The organism is Collinsella aerofaciens, from assembly GCF_040910265.1.
Taxonomy (GTDB): Bacteria; Actinomycetota; Coriobacteriia; order Coriobacteriales; family Coriobacteriaceae; genus Collinsella; species Collinsella aerofaciens_BK.
This window is the reverse complement of the sequence record NZ_JBDGAW010000001.1, coordinates 314,401-329,445: the sequence shown is the minus strand read 5'-3', so window position 1 is coordinate 329,445 and position 15,045 is coordinate 314,401. Positions and strand designations below refer to the sequence as shown.

At 60.3% G+C, this 15,045-nt stretch carries 13 protein-coding genes; 6 read left to right on the top strand and 7 right to left on the bottom strand.

Features of this window, described 5'->3' with window-relative positions; all coding sequences use genetic code 11:
• Positions 1-245 precede the first annotated feature (245 nt).
• The 4 genes from rpmE to AB5Z14_RS01430 all read right to left on the bottom strand — a co-directional run bounded on the left by rpmE (position 246) and on the right by AB5Z14_RS01430 (position 5,788).
• Complete coding sequence (gene rpmE, locus AB5Z14_RS01445; protein ID WP_368129981.1) at positions 246-671, bottom strand: 50S ribosomal protein L31; 426 nt, start codon at positions 669-671, stop codon at positions 246-248.
• A gap of 186 nt (positions 672-857) precedes the next feature.
• Positions 858-2,540 carry an ATP-binding cassette domain-containing protein gene (locus AB5Z14_RS01440; protein ID WP_368129980.1) on the bottom strand — a complete coding sequence of 561 codons (1,683 nt, stop codon included), beginning with the start codon at positions 2,538-2,540 and terminating at the stop codon, positions 858-860.
• A gap of 279 nt (positions 2,541-2,819) precedes the next feature.
• The gene (locus AB5Z14_RS01435; RefSeq protein ID WP_368129979.1) at positions 2,820-3,560 is read right to left on the bottom strand and encodes an ABC transporter ATP-binding protein; all 741 of its coding nucleotides are present in this window, start codon (positions 3,558-3,560) and stop codon (positions 2,820-2,822) included.
• Between the two features lie 5 nt (positions 3,561-3,565).
• Positions 3,566-5,788 (bottom strand): hypothetical protein, encoded by a 2,223-nt coding sequence (locus tag AB5Z14_RS01430; protein ID WP_368129978.1) that lies wholly within the window; start codon positions 5,786-5,788, stop codon positions 3,566-3,568.
• Between the two features lie 135 nt (positions 5,789-5,923).
• On the opposite strand from AB5Z14_RS01430, the gene AB5Z14_RS01425 reads away from it, so the two are divergent.
• From AB5Z14_RS01425 to AB5Z14_RS01400, 6 genes are all read left to right on the top strand, one after another.
• On the top strand, positions 5,924-6,436 hold the full coding sequence (locus tag AB5Z14_RS01425; RefSeq protein ID WP_147336061.1) for a hypothetical protein: 513 nt from the start codon (positions 5,924-5,926) through the stop codon (positions 6,434-6,436).
• A gap of 9 nt (positions 6,437-6,445) precedes the next feature.
• Entirely contained in the window at positions 6,446-6,697 is a 252-nt protein-coding gene (locus tag AB5Z14_RS01420; protein ID WP_006235292.1) for a helix-turn-helix domain-containing protein, read from the top strand.
• Positions 6,698-6,715: 18 nt separating this feature from the next.
• Positions 6,716-7,423: a site-specific integrase gene (locus AB5Z14_RS01415; RefSeq protein ID WP_255360342.1), complete on the top strand. Its 708-nt coding sequence runs from the start codon at positions 6,716-6,718 to the stop codon at positions 7,421-7,423.
• Positions 7,424-7,818: 395 nt separating this feature from the next.
• Positions 7,819-8,106 carry an ACT domain-containing protein gene (locus tag AB5Z14_RS01410; protein ID WP_006235289.1) on the top strand — a complete coding sequence of 96 codons (288 nt, stop codon included), beginning with the start codon at positions 7,819-7,821 and terminating at the stop codon, positions 8,104-8,106.
• Positions 8,107-8,184: 78 nt separating this feature from the next.
• Complete coding sequence (locus tag AB5Z14_RS01405) at positions 8,185-9,603, top strand: citrate synthase (RefSeq protein WP_368129977.1); 1,419 nt, start codon at positions 8,185-8,187, stop codon at positions 9,601-9,603.
• Positions 9,604-9,690: 87 nt separating this feature from the next.
• The gene (locus AB5Z14_RS01400) at positions 9,691-10,533 is read left to right on the top strand and encodes a Cof-type HAD-IIB family hydrolase (protein ID WP_196025261.1); all 843 of its coding nucleotides are present in this window, start codon (positions 9,691-9,693) and stop codon (positions 10,531-10,533) included.
• Positions 10,534-10,643: 110 nt separating this feature from the next.
• On the opposite strand, the gene AB5Z14_RS01395 is transcribed toward AB5Z14_RS01400, so the two are convergent.
• The 3 genes from AB5Z14_RS01395 to tyrS form a co-directional block, all read right to left on the bottom strand.
• Positions 10,644-11,438 (bottom strand): Cof-type HAD-IIB family hydrolase, encoded by a 795-nt coding sequence (locus AB5Z14_RS01395; RefSeq protein ID WP_368129976.1) that lies wholly within the window; start codon positions 11,436-11,438, stop codon positions 10,644-10,646.
• Positions 11,439-11,650: 212 nt separating this feature from the next.
• Complete coding sequence (locus AB5Z14_RS01390; RefSeq protein WP_368129975.1) at positions 11,651-13,471, bottom strand: adenine deaminase; 1,821 nt, start codon at positions 13,469-13,471, stop codon at positions 11,651-11,653.
• Between the two features lie 358 nt (positions 13,472-13,829).
• On the bottom strand, positions 13,830-15,041 hold the full coding sequence (gene tyrS / locus AB5Z14_RS01385) for a tyrosine--tRNA ligase (RefSeq protein WP_006235283.1): 1,212 nt from the start codon (positions 15,039-15,041) through the stop codon (positions 13,830-13,832).
• Positions 15,042-15,045: the final 4 nt, after the last annotated feature.

Here is a 15,045-nt window from a genome sequence, read left to right as displayed (position 1 = left end):
TCGACCTCGACCGCCACGTAATAACTACGACCAACCTGCCAAAAAGGGACAGGTTTATTTTGGCAGGTTTTATCTGGGCAAACGACGTATCCCCTGCCATTTGGTGCAAAGAAACCTGACCCCCATGCACCAACTTGGTGCCGCGGGGTCAGGTTGGTTTGCACCAATAAAAAGAAAAGGGCCGCGCACCCAAACGGATGCACGGCCCTTATGCCATGAATGCGAGTGATTCCGCGGCGAGCTATTTACTCAGCAGCCTCGGTGGTCTCGGCCTCGGCAGCGGCCTCCTCGACGGGAGCCTCTGCGGGAGCCTCTGCGGCCCGCTTGGCAGCCTCCTCGGCAAACTTAGCAGCACGCTTAGCCTTCTCGGCAGCCTTAGCCTCAGCGGCGGCCTTGCGAGCAGCCTCAGCCTCAGCAGCCTTGGCGGCCTTAGCAGCCTTGGCCTCCTCAGCCTTCTTGAGCTGGGCGGCAGCGGCGCCACCGAACTTGTCGGCGAAGCGCTGGACGCGTCCACCGGTGTCGACGAACTTCTGCTGGCCGGTGTAGAACGGGTGGCACTCGTTGCAAAGCTCGACCTTCATCTCGGACACGGTAGCGTGCGTCTTGAAGGTGTTGCCGCAGGAGCACGTCACCGTGCACTCGACATACTGGGGATGGATACCCTGCTTCATGGTAGGACTCCTTATTGGTCAGGCGCTGGTTACCGATCAGCGCATAAGGCGTCTTGGTTTCCGACCAAGACAACAAACTCGGCTATGGTACCACGGCGCCGCGCGTCCCACAAAAGGTTCACGGTCTTTTCGGCACGACATGAGCTGGACCTTAAATATCAACTTCATCCGAACACTCCCCCACATTCATCTCTCGTATGTATCGAGGTATTCCTGCTTGAGCGTCTGCGAGGACGACTTGATCTTTTCCACGAGCGTGCCGGCCTCGATGAAATAGAACGAGTCGGTGAGGTCTGCCAGGTCGTCGAGCAGATGGCTTGAAATGAGCACGCTTCGTCCCCGCGCCACCTCGCTGCGCATCGCGTCGCAGGAGGTTTTCCGCTTTCCCGGATCGAGGCCGTTCAGCGGTTCATCGAGGATAAGGTACGGGCAACCGGTCGATATCGCCATGGCAAGCTTTACCTGCTGCTTCATTCCTGTCGAGAGTTTACGGGTCGGCTTGTCGAGATATGGGGAGATTCCGAGGGAGTCGCAGAGCGGGTCGATGTCGGCGGCCGATTTCCACGCCTCCCTAACGAAAGCAAGGTGCTCGATGGCCGATAGCGTGGGATAGAGATCCGCGCCGCCCGAAGAGCTCAGGTAGACGAGTTCTGCAAATTCGGCTGATCGACGTTGGCAGATTCCGTCTGCCGCCAGGCTTCCCGAGCGGATGCGGGTGGGAAATTGGCCCGACAGCGCTTCAAGAAGGGTGGTTTTCCCCGAGCCGTTGGGGGCAATGAGGCCCGCCGCCGTTCCCGGGCTCAGGAAAAGCGACCCGATTGAAAGTATCGTCGTGCTTCCGTATCCCACGCTCGCGTCCAGAAGCTCGAGCCCATGGTGCTTTTTCGCGGGTCCAGGCTGTTTGGGGGAACGTGTCGCAACGGCGCCGACCGCAAAAAGGACCGCGACGTATGCCAGGGCCACGGCAAGCATCGATGCGCTGCCTGAACCGGAGCCAATGAATTCTGTTGGGAAGCATCCTACGTAACCCGTTGCCTCGATAGGCGAGAACACGGCCAGCGGCAGGAGATTGAGCGCGGCGTTATGCTCCAGTGCCGAATCGGACAGTAACGGGAATGCCGGGGCCGCGACAAGCAGCGCGGAGGCAAGGGGGCCCGCGAGGACGCGCCTCGTTGCGGTCGATAGGACGGCGGAGCAAACGGATATCAAGGTTCCGCCCGCAAGAAGCGCGATAAGCAGGGCTGTGAAGACGTTTCCCGCGGTCGTGGTGGTAAGCGCGCCGTCATGGAAGAAGGCGATCGGGTACCCAATTTGCCCGAAGCCGTTTAGGGCCAAGGCGTAAATGCCCCCGGGTGCGAGGCCGGCGAGGAGCATCGCGGTCCCCGCGACGATTATCGAAAACACGATCTGGATAAGGCGCCGGAATTTGGGTGCGGGCGCCTTTGCCGCCAGGGTCCCGGGCCTTGTGGCGCCGAGCACGAGTATCGACGAGAGAAGGAAGGGGATGAAGGGAAGGAAAGACGGTGCCGTGGCAATGGCGTAAGGCAGGAAGGAAAGGAATGGCAGGTCGTTTGCGGAGGCCGGGATATCCGTGATGCCGGAGCTGCTCAGGGCACGGCAATACGCGAGGTCTGCGTCATTGGTCTCTCGGTCTCCCACGATGGACCCGGATTGGAAGCCTTCGCCCATGAGCGCGTAGTAGCTCTCGGCAGAATCGAGAAAGGCGGCGTCGGTTTGAGCGGCGAGGGCGGCGTTCGCGCATCTTGCAAGCTCCGCGTCGACTTGCTGCTCTGGCGATAGGTCTATGCCGTTGGCCTGGGGTGCGCGCGTATTGAATGCGTCGACAAAGCCCTGCATGCCCTGCTTCATAAAGAAGGGCCCGTAGATGGGTGAATTGAACGCAATGGGGATGGAGAAGGCTGCAGCGAGAACGAGCGTACAAATCCATACGGCCCTGTCTCTTAGGATTAGTTTGAGAAGAAGTCGACAGTACATTTAGAAGCACCTACATTTCTCAAAGCATCGTTAGATTAATAATGACAGACCGAATGAAGATGCGTGCGATGGGGGCGAGGCGAATGGCTGAGCGGTATCGATATGCGGGTTCAACGGTATCACATTGGCCACATAGATTTTTAACTTGCATTTCTACCCGCCCTTTTCGTAGAGTCGCCGATACGTGCTTAGCGCACCCTCGGCGCGTCCGGCAGGCTTTGCGAAATGGGATCCAGGAGACTTCGGCGCAGCATCATCTTGCGGAATGCTTCTAATGAGCTTCCCATCCTTCAAAAACAGAATCTCATCGCACAGCCTATCGACCGAATCCAAGATGTGGGATGACATGATGATGCACGTACCAGAATCGGCCAGCTTCCTGAGAATCTCGGAATGCAAGTCCACCCTGCTGGGGTCGAGCGCGTTCATGGGCTCATCTAATAGAAGGTACCGCGCGCCCGTCGCATACGCAATCGCCAGGGTAAGCTGCTGCTTCATGCCCTGGCTCAGAGTGCGGATCCTCATCTTCGCGAACTCGCCTATCTGCGTTTGTTCCACTATCTCTTCGATATCGCGAGCATGCGGCCACATATCGCAAACCATCTTGAGGTGATCTTCCGCACGCAATCCGGGATACAGCAGCGTCCCCTCACCAGGTGCATAGAAGATCATAGAACGGACCTCTCTCGCACCCGTACCCTGCACCTCATCCAGAACGATGCTCCCGTCCACGCGAGGACCCGGCAAACCTGCCATCGCACGCAGCAACGTCGTCTTTCCATGCCCGTTCGGAGCGACGAGACCGTAGACCGTACCCGGGGCAAACTCAGCGTTCACCGAATCTACGAGCACCTTCTTTCCATAAGAGATCGTCAGCGTTTGAAGGTCAATCATCGAGATCATCCCCTTTCGATCTTTGGAACACTCAGGCGCACCATCAACGGAGATACGGCGCCCAAGACCACCAGCAGAGCGCCCGATGCGCCGACGACCTCTCCAAAAGGCATCGCGTTCGTCCCTCGCCCAAGGAGCCCAATCGTCCCCACCTGGGAAGCGGGATCAAACGAGGCGAATGGAGCCAGCAGCGCGACGCCCATGCCCACGCTTTCAACATGAGCGCTCAACGAACCCAACACCAAGAGAACCGCGCAAACCATTCCGGTGACAACGGGGTTGCGGCTAATCGCTGCTGTCAACGCAGCGACGACGGAAATCACGCCGTATGCCATGACCAGCAACGGAATACTGCACAACACCGCCTCCCCCACCGTGGACGTTGTCGAAGCTCCCGCCCGAATGAGAGCGACGGGATACTCCGATCCACCCGCACCGTTCTTAATCACGGACACAACGACAGCGGGAACCATCGACACCAAAAGCAGCACCAAGCCAAGCAGGAGAGCCAGCGCAACAGCCGTCAGAAAACGCACATGCGCTGTTGCGGGGATCTGGAGAACCAGAAGGGAACGACACTGCAGGTGGGTACACGCGAGCGATGTGACAACCACGGGCAACAGCAAAAATAAGGAGGGAAGCGCTGCCTGGAGATACGAAAGGAGGATTAATGGGGGCATCTTCGTACTTAACTCGTAAACCTTGGGGTCCGGCAAGCTCGCGATCGACTCAAGCAGAAGGGCGCGCGCCTCCGCACGAGAAGGAGTCTCCGGCTCGATTCCGATCGATTGCAGGAGAGTCGCATCTGCCGCGCCCAGCTCACCTCGAGCGCGCTCGTACGTCGCAAGGCTTCGAAACCCCTCCGCAGGCATAGGCGCGTACACGAAACCCGAAAGAGCATCCCGCATGTCTTCCAGGGCCGCTTTGCCCTCGACGTCCATATTCGCAGCGTTCTGCTCTAGATACCGATCTATTGAACGGAGCTCCCCATCCCTATACCGAACAGCGGAAACGTTATCAGCGTCAGGAAACATCTCGACCAGAGCCGGGGCCAGCATCGTCGTCGACATTGCAATCGCGCATACGGCGAGGGTAGGAGAACGCAGGAGCAGTTTCCCCATCGTTCTTACGTATGCAACGGCGGAGGCACAAGCGCTCGAACGAGTTGCCGTTCTCGATGCAGTGAAGGAACCTCTCTCAAGACAAATCGGGGATATCGGGCACGCGCAGCCGCTCTTTCCAGCAACGCAAAGCAGGCTAATTGCCAGCACCTCGATCCCGATTGCGCATACGAGGGCAATCGCGCCACGCTCGAAGCAAAGTCCAGGCAGATTCACTATCTGCGTTGTCGGGTACGGGCTATAGGCGCCGACGGTCAACTCAGTGTTCGCATACGTAAGGGGATTCAACAGGGCGAACTCACGTAAAGCGATGGATCTTCCGTAATACCCGGGAACCATCGTCACCCCCATCAGGGCACATACGAACACGATTCCAAGCGTAGGGTTATTGGCAATCTTCACGGCAAGGTGAACGACAAGCGAGATGAACGCTGCCACCAAGAATTGCAAGATGGCCGTCTGCGCGAACACCAGCCAAGCCGGTTTGATAACCGGAGTCGCATATTGAATGTAGCCTATCGGATAGAACGGCGAGCCCGGGCCATTCTTCACAAGCGCGGCGATTATCCCTGGAAGATTGATGGCGAGGACGGCAAGCATTGCAAAAACACTCGCCCATACGCTCGATGCAACAAGTCTACCCAGCTCGCCCATCGGTGCCTGGATGATGAGCTTTTCACGTTTGTTAAGACGCGCGGCAAGGAACGAGACGGCAACGGCCGTTGCGACCCATAGCAAGTACTCCTTCGATCCGTCATAATAGGTGTACTCTCCATCCGATATCTGCAGAAACGGAAGTAGGGGAGAGAGCGGTGCCAAGATAAGACGTCCCGCGGCAAGAGGGTACAGAAGCGCGGGCATGCTTGATGAAGAGGTATAGACACCGTCCTCCCCCGCATTCACAAGCGCATCCGCATAGGATGCTGACAATTCCTGCTCAACACGGGTTATTCCCGACTCGAGGTATTCGACCCGTCCGTCGATGCCAGCCGCGCTCCTGAAGACGGGCAGAGCACAAAGAACCATCAACGCAACAACGACAACACAGAGCGACCTGGAGGAGAGAAGCGACCTAAAGATCGCCTTCGAGATTTTGAGCATATTCATCGCCAACCTTAACCTCATCCAGTCGGAACAGAGGGGCCGAACAAAATGCTCGGCCCTTATTACTTGCCGGCAAAGTCAATTTAACATAAACTGTTAAAAAGTAACCTGAGTTTTTTAAATTCTTCGGAGGTTATTATGAGTTCCGACAATCGCACTCCCCGGCTTCATTCCTTCCGCATCGCATGTGCGATAGCCTCTGCGACCCTTTGCGCCACCGCCATCGCACAAGTGGCGTTCTCCTTAAAGCCAGCAATCGAAGTGCTCGACAACCCTGTAATTGCAGACTCCCCCGCGTATCCAGCCCTTGCGATCTCGACATTGGTCCCTGCCGTCATCGGTATCGCTACGACCATCCTCAGCGCCGTTCTCGTGTGGACGATCAAGAGCGCAGACCCCTTCAAGAAAGGGTCTGCGACATGCTTGAAGGTGCTCGGCATTCTCTTCGTTGTTCAAGCTGCCACCAGCCTCTACGCCGGCTCACTCAAAACCTCCGTTTCGATGTTTGGCGGCGAGGGGGCCGTCGGCGCCCAAGAGATCGCTTCATCATTCGATTGGACCTCTCTGGTTCTCGGCATCGTCCTGTTCATGCTTTCCCAGCTCTTCTTGTACGCCCGAGAGCTGTACCTCGACTCCGACGAGATTGCGTAAGGAAACGCCATGCCCGTAATTGTTCGCCTCGACAAGATCATGGCCGAGCGAAAGATTTCCTCGAACGAACTTGCCGAAAGGATTGGAACCACGCCCGTGAACCTGTCCCGTATTAAAAAAGGGCATATTCGCGGCATTCGCTTCAACACACTCGAGCAGCTATGCCTCGCCCTTCGTTGCCAACCCGGAGACCTTCTCGAAGTCATGAGCGAAGAGGATGCCCGAAAGGAGTTCGGACTCGATTGGTCCGCCGAGGATTAGAGGGCGGTCGTACTCGCCCTGCACACGGGGATGCGAATCGGCGAGGTCTGCGGCCTTCGGTGGTGCGATGTGGATTTCGAGACGGGCCTGATCTCGATCAGACACTCGGTGGCGTACGCGAAGGGAATGGGTTCGTTCATCAAGGACACCAAGACCCATGACGCCAGGGGTATCCCCATCGACCCGGTCGGCCTACTCCCCTTCCTGAAGGAGACCCACGAGATCGACTGCGGAAAGCTGCGCTTGCGCGGCCTTACCGGGGCGGTCGAGATCGGGGACTGCTACATCCTGTCGGAGCCGGGCGCGACCTTCGCGACGACAAGCTATATCCGCAGGGCGTTCAAGACGTTCTCGGAGACCAACGGCCTCATGGGCACCAACGACGAGCTGATCACGTTCCACGGCCTTCGCCACACGTTCGCAACGCAGTGGATCCGCCAAGGCGGCGATATCAAGGCGCTCCAATCGATCCTCGGCCACAAGGACGCCATGGCGACGCTCAACGTCTACGCCGACATCGAGCCCATCTCCAAAATCCATAACATGCTGCGCGCCACGCCGTGCCTTTGGCGCGGGCACCTCGGGCCGAGGGTCGATCCGGGTCCCATGTTCCAACAGAGGATCCAGGAGTCCATCGAGACGCTCCAGGCGTTCGGCTACGGCATCACCGAGCCGGACGACCGAAATATCGCCATACGCGACGTGAAGACGAACAGTTGGCTCTAGCTCACCGAGTACGCGGCAGTGCTGGGCCCATCCCAACTGAGGTCACGGTGGTCCGATAGGGGCGCCGCCCGCGGCATGCGCCGCGGAGCGGTATCCCCTACCGAAGGGCGGGGATGCCCTCCGCTTCCAGTTCGGAATCAGCCGTCGGAGGCGTTCGGCTGACTGCGGGAACGGCCTGTCCGCTCAATGTGTTCGGCTGAGATCGGAAATCAACCCAACACGAGCCGGACACGCGCCAGACGGCTCTTCCCCGTACGGCCTTCCCCCTTACGCTCATGTTGCAGACGTGTAACGCCGCAGTAAGCACACCCCTTTTGGCGCCAGACAGGTACAATGATGAACACTGTACCGTAGCGGAGCGCCCCGCGCGCCGCAACCACGCGAAAGGGTTTCCCATGGCCGAGATCTCGTCCTCCCGTATCGTCATCACCGTCCTTGGCAAGAACCGCCCCGGCATCGTCGCCGGCGTCACCCGTGTCCTGGGCGAGGCCAACGTCGACATCCGCGACATCACGCAGTCCATTATCGAGGACATCTTCACCATGACCATGCTGGCCGATACCGCCGAGTCCAAGCTCGACTTCGCTGAGCTGCAGAAGGCCCTGGCCGAGGCCGGCGAGCTTTCGGGCGTCAACGTGTCCATCCAGCGCGAGGACGTCTTTAACTTTATGTACCGCCTGTAGCGAACAGGCCGTGCAGGAACAGGCCGGCGCATCTGCACTCAAGCACGCCGCCCCCACACGGCCCGGAGAGGAGCGCACATGGCCTACGACGCCAAGAAAATCTATTACCGCTTCGATGACCACTTGAGCCGACTAGTCCTGGATTACGAAGCAAGCCGCCAGATTTCGTCTGAGAGCGAAAGCCTCTACCACGGCCTGCCGACCGACCCTTATGAAGAGGGTCTGTTTGTCGAGCACAATGTCAAGCGCGGCCTGCGCAATGCTGACGGCTCGGGCGTGGTCGCGGGTCTCACTCGTATCTCGGATGTGCACGGCTACAACAAGGTCGACGGAAAGGTCGTGCCCGATCAGGGCAAGCTCACGCTTCGCGGCTACAGCATCGAGGATCTGGTCAACAATGCCCAGGCCGAGAATCGCTACGGCTACGAAGAAGTCGCCTATCTGCTTATCACGGGTTCGCTGCCCAACAAGGAAGAGCTCGACGGCTTTTGTGAGCGCCTGGGCGCCTTTAGACATCTGAGCGACGAGTACGTTAAAGAGTTCCCTATGACCACGGTGTCGTCGAGCATCATGAACGTGCTCCAGCGCGCCGTACTGCTGCTCTACGCCTTCGACGCCGAGCCCGACGTGATCACGCCCGAGCATGAAATCGACGTCGCCATTTCCATGCTCGCACGTCTCCCGCGCATCGCCGCCTTCGCACACATGGCCTCGGTCGCCAAGCTTCGCGGCTCCGAGGTTCACGTGCCGCACCCCACGCCCGGTCTCTCCACCGCCGAGACCATCCTACAGGTCTTGCGCGGTGGCATGGCGTTCACCCGCGACGAAGCCATGCTGCTCGACGTGATGCTCATGCTGCATGCCGAGCACGGCGGCGGCAACAACTCCACGTTTGCCTGCCGCGTGCTGTCCTCCTCGGCCACCGACCCGTATTCCGCTTATGCCGCGGCCATCGGCTCGCTCAAGGGCCCGCGCCACGGCGGTGCCAATGCCAAGGTCGTGTCTATGCACGAGGACATCCGCGCGCATGTCTCCAACTGGGAGGACGAGGACGAGGTCGCAGCCTACCTGGGCAAGATCCTCGACAAGCAGGCCTTCGACGGCACGGGTCTCATCTACGGTATGGGCCACGCCGTCTACACGCTGAGCGACCCGCGCGCCGAGGTGTGCCGCCGTTACGCGCGCACACTTGCCGCCAAGAAGGACCTGGGCGATGAATTCGCGCTCATCGAGCGCATCGAGCGCCTGGCACCGCAGGTGATGCGCGACCACGGCATGACCAAGCCTATCTGCGCCAACATCGACCTGTACACGGGCTTTATCTACAAGATGCTCGGCGTGCCCGAGACGCTTTTTACGCCGCTATTCGCCGTCGCCCGCATGGCCGGCTGGTCGGCACACCGCATGGAAGAGCTCTTCTGCGCGCACCGTATTATTCGCCCGGCCTATCGTCCGGTGATCGAGCCGCTGGCGTACAAGCCACTCGCCGACCGCTAGGACGCGGACCGCTATAGAACCCGAGCGTGGCCAGGGCATCACCGCCCTCGGCCACGCTTTTTATGCCAGCAGAAAGGGCTGCATCGAATGATTGTGTTTTCCGATATGGATGGGACGCTGCTGACGAGTGATAAGCAGATGAGCGACGCCGCCTGGGCGATGCTCGACGAGCTTGCGCGACGCGGTATTGAGTTTGTGCCCTGCACGGGGCGCCCGCTGTCGGGCGTCTTTGAGCCCATCCTCGCCCACCCCGCCGTACACTACGCGGTCTGCGCCAACGGCGCCAGCGTCTGGCAGCTCGACGACGGTATGCCCACCGATACCTCACGTGCTACGCGCATTTTGAGCCGACCGCTCGACCGCGCCATCGCCCACCGCGTCCATAGCATTGCCGCCGGCCATGACGTCACCTTCGATATCTTCGCGGACGGGCAGTGCTTCCTCCCCCGCTCGCTCTACACGCGCCTAGACGAGTTCTGTGGCGGCGACCCGCACATCGCGGCTTCGCTCAAGCGCACACGTACACCGATCGACATGGATATCGACAGCAAGATCGACGAGGTCGAGACACTCGAACGCATCGCCATGTACTGGCACGACCCGGCCGATCGCGACGCCATCGCGGCTGCGCTTGATTCGCTCGGCGGGATCGAGGTCACGCGTTCGTACGCCATGAATATCGAGGTCATGGGCGAGGGCGCTACCAAGGGAACGGCCCTCACTTGGCTATGCGAGCACCTGGGCGAGCGTCTCGCCGACGCCTGGGCCTTTGGCGACAACATCAACGACATCCCCATGCTGCAGGCGGCGGGCCACGGCATGGCCATGATCAACGCCGAGCCCGAGGACCGCGAGGCCGCTGACGCCATCACCGAGTTCGACAACGACCACGACGGCGTCGCCCACGCCATCATGGCTGCCCTCGCCTAGCAGCAGCAACCCGGCAGGGTAGCTAATTTGGGACGGGGCCATTTTAGCTACCCACGGAAAACCGCAAGGACTGTCCCCGGCTGCCGGCAGAGACGTCCCCAACTGCCGGATTAGGCGAGGCTCTCCAGCACGCGACGGAGCTCCTGTTGGACAGCGTGGTCGCGGTTACGACCCACCACGCGATCGGCAACGGCCTTGAGCGCAGGGCGCGCGTTTTCCATCGCGCAGCCTGTGCCGACAAAGCGAATGATCTCGTAGTCGTTCATCGAGTCGCCAAACGCCATGACCTCGTCGCGTCCAATGCCGTAATGCTCCGCGAGCTGCGCGATACCCGAGGCCTTCGACACACCGGGCTGCATGGCATCGATCCACGCGTTGCCCGAAGGCGCAAAAGTAAAGAGCTGACCAAGTTCGCGCTGTAGCACGTACGCACTGTCCATAACCGCACTGTCGTCGCAAAAGATACTCGCTTTGATGATATTTACGCTGGGATCGGGCAGCTCCCAAATGCGCTCGGCATTGGGAAGGTCCTTATCGACCTCACGCACGAACTTGCACTCGTCATCGAGCAGGAAGGACTTGGTTCGGTCAAAGAGCGCAAGATGCAGATTGGGAAACGTCCTGACGGCTTGGGCGAGCCTTCGAATCGCCAGGTGGGAATACACCTCACGGTCTACCATCTTACCGTCGGCGTAGACCTGGGCGCCGTTAGCGGCGACAAAGTCCATCTTGTCACGAACGGGCGCAAAGAACTCGCACAGACGGTCATAGCGACGCCCCGACGACGCGGCAAAATGCACGCCACGCTCACGCAGGGCCACGATAAGCTCGTAGGTCTCGGGCGGCACTTGGCTATTCTCATCGAGCAGCGTGCCATCCATATCGGATGCGATTAATTTGATCATAGAAAAGCTCCTTTCGGGCTTGACGGAATCAGACATAAATCCAACTCAACCGTACCCAAAAGGAGCTCGTGCAGACCGCTCAGACAAAACCATTACAAGGGCTTGGCGGACGCTTCACATGCCCCCCCCTCGACACCACGCACAGGCACGGCACCAAGAAACATGCCGAAGAGTGTCCCCAATGACTAGTCGTTTAAGAACGTCCCCAATGACTAGTCGGCGTAGGTGAAGGTGGTGACGTCGAACATGCCCTCGGGACGGATGCGGAGCGTCGGGATCACCGGCAGGGGCAGGAAGATGATGCCCATGATGGGGTCGAGCGGCGGCTCGATACCCATGGCGCGCGCCTTGACCATAAAGTCGTCGTGCTGCGCGGCGACATCCTCGGCCGTACCCTCGCTCATCAGACCACCAAGCGCCAGCGGAATGCGCGCCACGACCTCGCCGTTGCGCACCAGCACGTGGCCGCCCTGGCCAACAGCCTCGACGGCAGCCATCATATCGCCCGCGTTGTCGCCCACCACGCACACGTTGTGCGAGTCGTGGCCAATCGTCGAGGCGATGGCGCCACCGGTGATGGTAAAGCCACGCACCCAGCCGCGGCCAATATGCTTGCCGACCAGGCCCATGCCGGCGGGACCGTCGCCATCGGCGCCCTCGGCCTGCAGCGACACGCCGCGGCCATGGCGCTCGATCAGCATAATGCGGCGCAAGTCCTCGGCGCTCTCGGGGCGGGCCATACCCGTGATAGCCATACCCGGGATGACATCGATAACGGCCTCGCCCGGCTTAAAGGCATAGTCAAACACGTCGAGCGAAAGCTTCGGCAGCTTAACGGAGGCGCGCAGCTCATCGGCAAGGGCCGCAACCTCGGCCATCTCGGGTGCAATCTCGCCCACAAAGGTGCCATCCTGCGCCACCAGAGCACCGGCGGCATATACGCGATGCGGAGCCGTGGCAAACGTCAGGTCGTTGAGTACCAGCAGGTCGGCACGCTTGCCCGGGGCGATGGCGCCACGCAGTTCGTGCGGGTCGCGGCAACCGTGGTCCAGGCCAAACGCCTCGGCCGTAGAAAGGGACGCCATAGAGATGGCAACCACGGGGTCAATACCGGCCTCGATGGCCACGCGGCAGGCATTGTCGATCATGCCGGCCGAAAGCGCATCGGAGGGAGCGCGGTCGTCGGTCGCAAAGCAGCAGCGGCGGGCGCGGGCAGGATTCTCCAGCAGCATCGGGGACAAATTGGCCAGGTCGTGGCTGCACGTGCCCTCACGCAGCATCACATACATGCCGCGGGACAGCTTGTCGAGTGCCTCCTCGGGAATCGTCGACTCGTGGTCGGCGATAATGCCCGCTGCGGCATAGGCGTTGAGGTCCTTACCGGCAACGAGCGGCGCGTGGCCGTCAACCTGTTTGGACGGCGTCTGGTTGGCAGCATCGATGCGAGCACAGGTCTCGGGGTCGGCCATAAAGACGCCCGGCAGGTTCATCATTTCGCCCAGACCAAAGACATCACCCGGATGCTCGACAAAAAACGTCTGCATATCGGCAGCCGAAATAACGGCACCGGCCTGCTCGTCGGGCAGCGCGGGCACGCACGAAGGCATCATGTACTTGATGGAGATGGGTGCGCGGCGGCCGTCCTCGATCATAAAGCGCAAGCCGTCGAGACCGGCAACATTGGCAATCTCGTGGCTGTCGGCAATGGCGGTGGTAGTACCGCGCGTCGCGGCCATGCGAGCATACTCGGCGGGACGGATGTTCGAAGACTCGATATGCAGATGCCCGTCAATAAAACCGGGAGCGAGATAGCGACCCTGGCAGTCGATGACCTCAGTTGCCTCGTAGGTGCCAGCAGCATCGTCGCGACCATCGTAGAGCACGCCGACGATCACACCGTCCTTGACGGCAACGCTACCGGGCGCCACACGCTGGCCATACACGTCGACGATCTGCGCATTGGTAAACAGCGTGTCGACGGGCACGCAACCCTCGGCGGCCTCGATCACAGTCCTCATGACCTCAACGGACATACATACTCCTTTAACCGTAGAAAAAAGCTGCGGAGCGGACAGACCTTCACCGCAGCAAACCAATAGCCATTGTATGCCCAAAAGGAAGCCCTGCTAACACCCCTTCCGCTTAACGGCACACGCCGCTCAGCGCAATGGAGACAGGTTGCTTTGCACCAATGACAAGGAATGTCCCAAAGTGCCAACAACGGAAGCGCCGATGTTTTGGCAACGACAGCGAGCGGGCCGCATTTGAGACAAGGTGACGTGAAACGAAAGGGCGCTGACCTTCTGGTCGCGCCCTTGAAGTTGAACGTCAGATTGTCCAAATGCGGCCCGCGCAGCGTCGGCCGGTCCGCCGTTCGGTAGAACGGCGGAACTAAATCAACTTGAAGCCCTTGCGCTTGCCCACAGAAAGGGTGTCGCCCAGCTTAAGGGCGCTGGGATCGATGTTATAGCTCTTGGGAGCCACGGCCTTGCCGTTGATCTTGACGCCGCCGCCGTCGATATCGCGACGAGCCTGGCCGGCGCTCGCCGAAAGACCCAGGTCCTTGAGCAGGCCTGCGAGGTAGATCTGGCCTTCGTCGTTGACGGTCAGCTCAACGTGCTTCTCGGGGAAGTCGGCAAGCTGGCCCTCCTTGAACACGCGGTCGAACTCGGCCTGAGCCTCGTCGCCGGCACCGGCGCCGTGGTAGGTGTCGCACAGGTCGCGACCCAGAGCGCGCTTGAGCTCATAGGGATCGGCAGAGCCGTCGGCCAGAGCAGCGTCGATCTTGTCGACCTCGGCCGGGGTGAGCGAGCTCGCCAGGCGGTAGTACTTGCCAATCATCTCGTCGGGGATGGACATGGTCTTGCCGAACATATCCTTGGGCGCGTCGGTCAGGCCGATGTAGTTACCGTAGGACTTGGACATCTTACGGACGCCATCGGTGCCCTCGAGCAGCGGCATGGTGAGCGCAATCTGCGGCTCCATGCCCATCTTCTCCATGAGCTCACGGCCGGCGAGCAGGTTGAAGAGCTGATCGGTGCCGCCCATCTCCACGTCAGCCTTGATCTGCACGGAGTCGAAAGCCTGCATCACGGGATACAGGAACTCATGCAGGGCGATCGGCGTCTGAGACTGGTAGCGCTTGGTAAAGTCGTCGCGCTCGAGAATACGGGCGACGGTGAACTTGGAGCACACCTGCAGCAGGCCGGCAAGGTCCATCGAAAGGATCCAATCGCCGTTGTGCACGATGGTGGTCTTCTCGGGATCCAAGATCTTCATGGCCTGGCTCACGTAGGTCTCGGCATTGGCCTCGATCTGCTCCTGCGAAAGCTGCGGACGGGTGGAGTTCTTGCCCGAGGGATCACCAATCAGCGCGGTACCGTTGCCGATGATGAGGGTGACGTTGTGGCCCAGGTCCTGGAACTGACGCATCTTGCGCAGCGGCACGGCGTGGCCCAAGTGCAGGTCGGGGCTGGTGGGGTCGACGCCGAGCTTGATGTTGAGGGGCTCGCCCTTCTCAAGCTTCTTGCGAAGGTCGGCCTCGGGAACGATCTGCGCGGCGCCCGAGGTGATGATACGCATTTGCTCGTCAACAGACAGCATTGGG

Bases quoted from the DNA above. Each gene is read 5' to 3' on its own strand.
- AB5Z14_RS01435 (WP_368129979.1), bottom strand. From the start codon at position 3,560: ATGATTGACCTTCAAACGCTGACGATCTCTTATGGAAAGAAGGTGCTC.
- rpmE (WP_368129981.1), bottom strand. From the start codon at position 671: ATGAAGCAGGGTATCCATCCCCAGTATGTCGAGTGCACGGTGACGTGC.
- AB5Z14_RS01395 (WP_368129976.1), bottom strand. From the start codon at position 11,438: ATGATCAAATTAATCGCATCCGATATGGATGGCACGCTGCTCGATGAG.
- AB5Z14_RS01390 (WP_368129975.1), bottom strand. From the start codon at position 13,471: ATGTCCGTTGAGGTCATGAGGACTGTGATCGAGGCCGCCGAGGGTTGC.
- AB5Z14_RS01440 (WP_368129980.1), bottom strand. From the start codon at position 2,540: ATGAAGCAGGGCATGCAGGGCTTTGTCGACGCATTCAATACGCGCGCA.
- AB5Z14_RS01400 (WP_196025261.1), top strand. From the start codon at position 9,691: ATGATTGTGTTTTCCGATATGGATGGGACGCTGCTGACGAGTGATAAG.
- tyrS (WP_006235283.1), bottom strand. From the start codon at position 15,041: ATGCTGTCTGTTGACGAGCAAATGCGTATCATCACCTCGGGCGCCGCG.
- AB5Z14_RS01425 (WP_147336061.1), top strand. From the start codon at position 5,924: ATGAGTTCCGACAATCGCACTCCCCGGCTTCATTCCTTCCGCATCGCA.
- AB5Z14_RS01420 (WP_006235292.1), top strand. From the start codon at position 6,446: ATGCCCGTAATTGTTCGCCTCGACAAGATCATGGCCGAGCGAAAGATT.
- AB5Z14_RS01405 (WP_368129977.1), top strand. From the start codon at position 8,185: ATGGCCTACGACGCCAAGAAAATCTATTACCGCTTCGATGACCACTTG.
- AB5Z14_RS01430 (WP_368129978.1), bottom strand. From the start codon at position 5,788: ATGAATATGCTCAAAATCTCGAAGGCGATCTTTAGGTCGCTTCTCTCC.
- AB5Z14_RS01410 (WP_006235289.1), top strand. From the start codon at position 7,819: ATGGCCGAGATCTCGTCCTCCCGTATCGTCATCACCGTCCTTGGCAAG.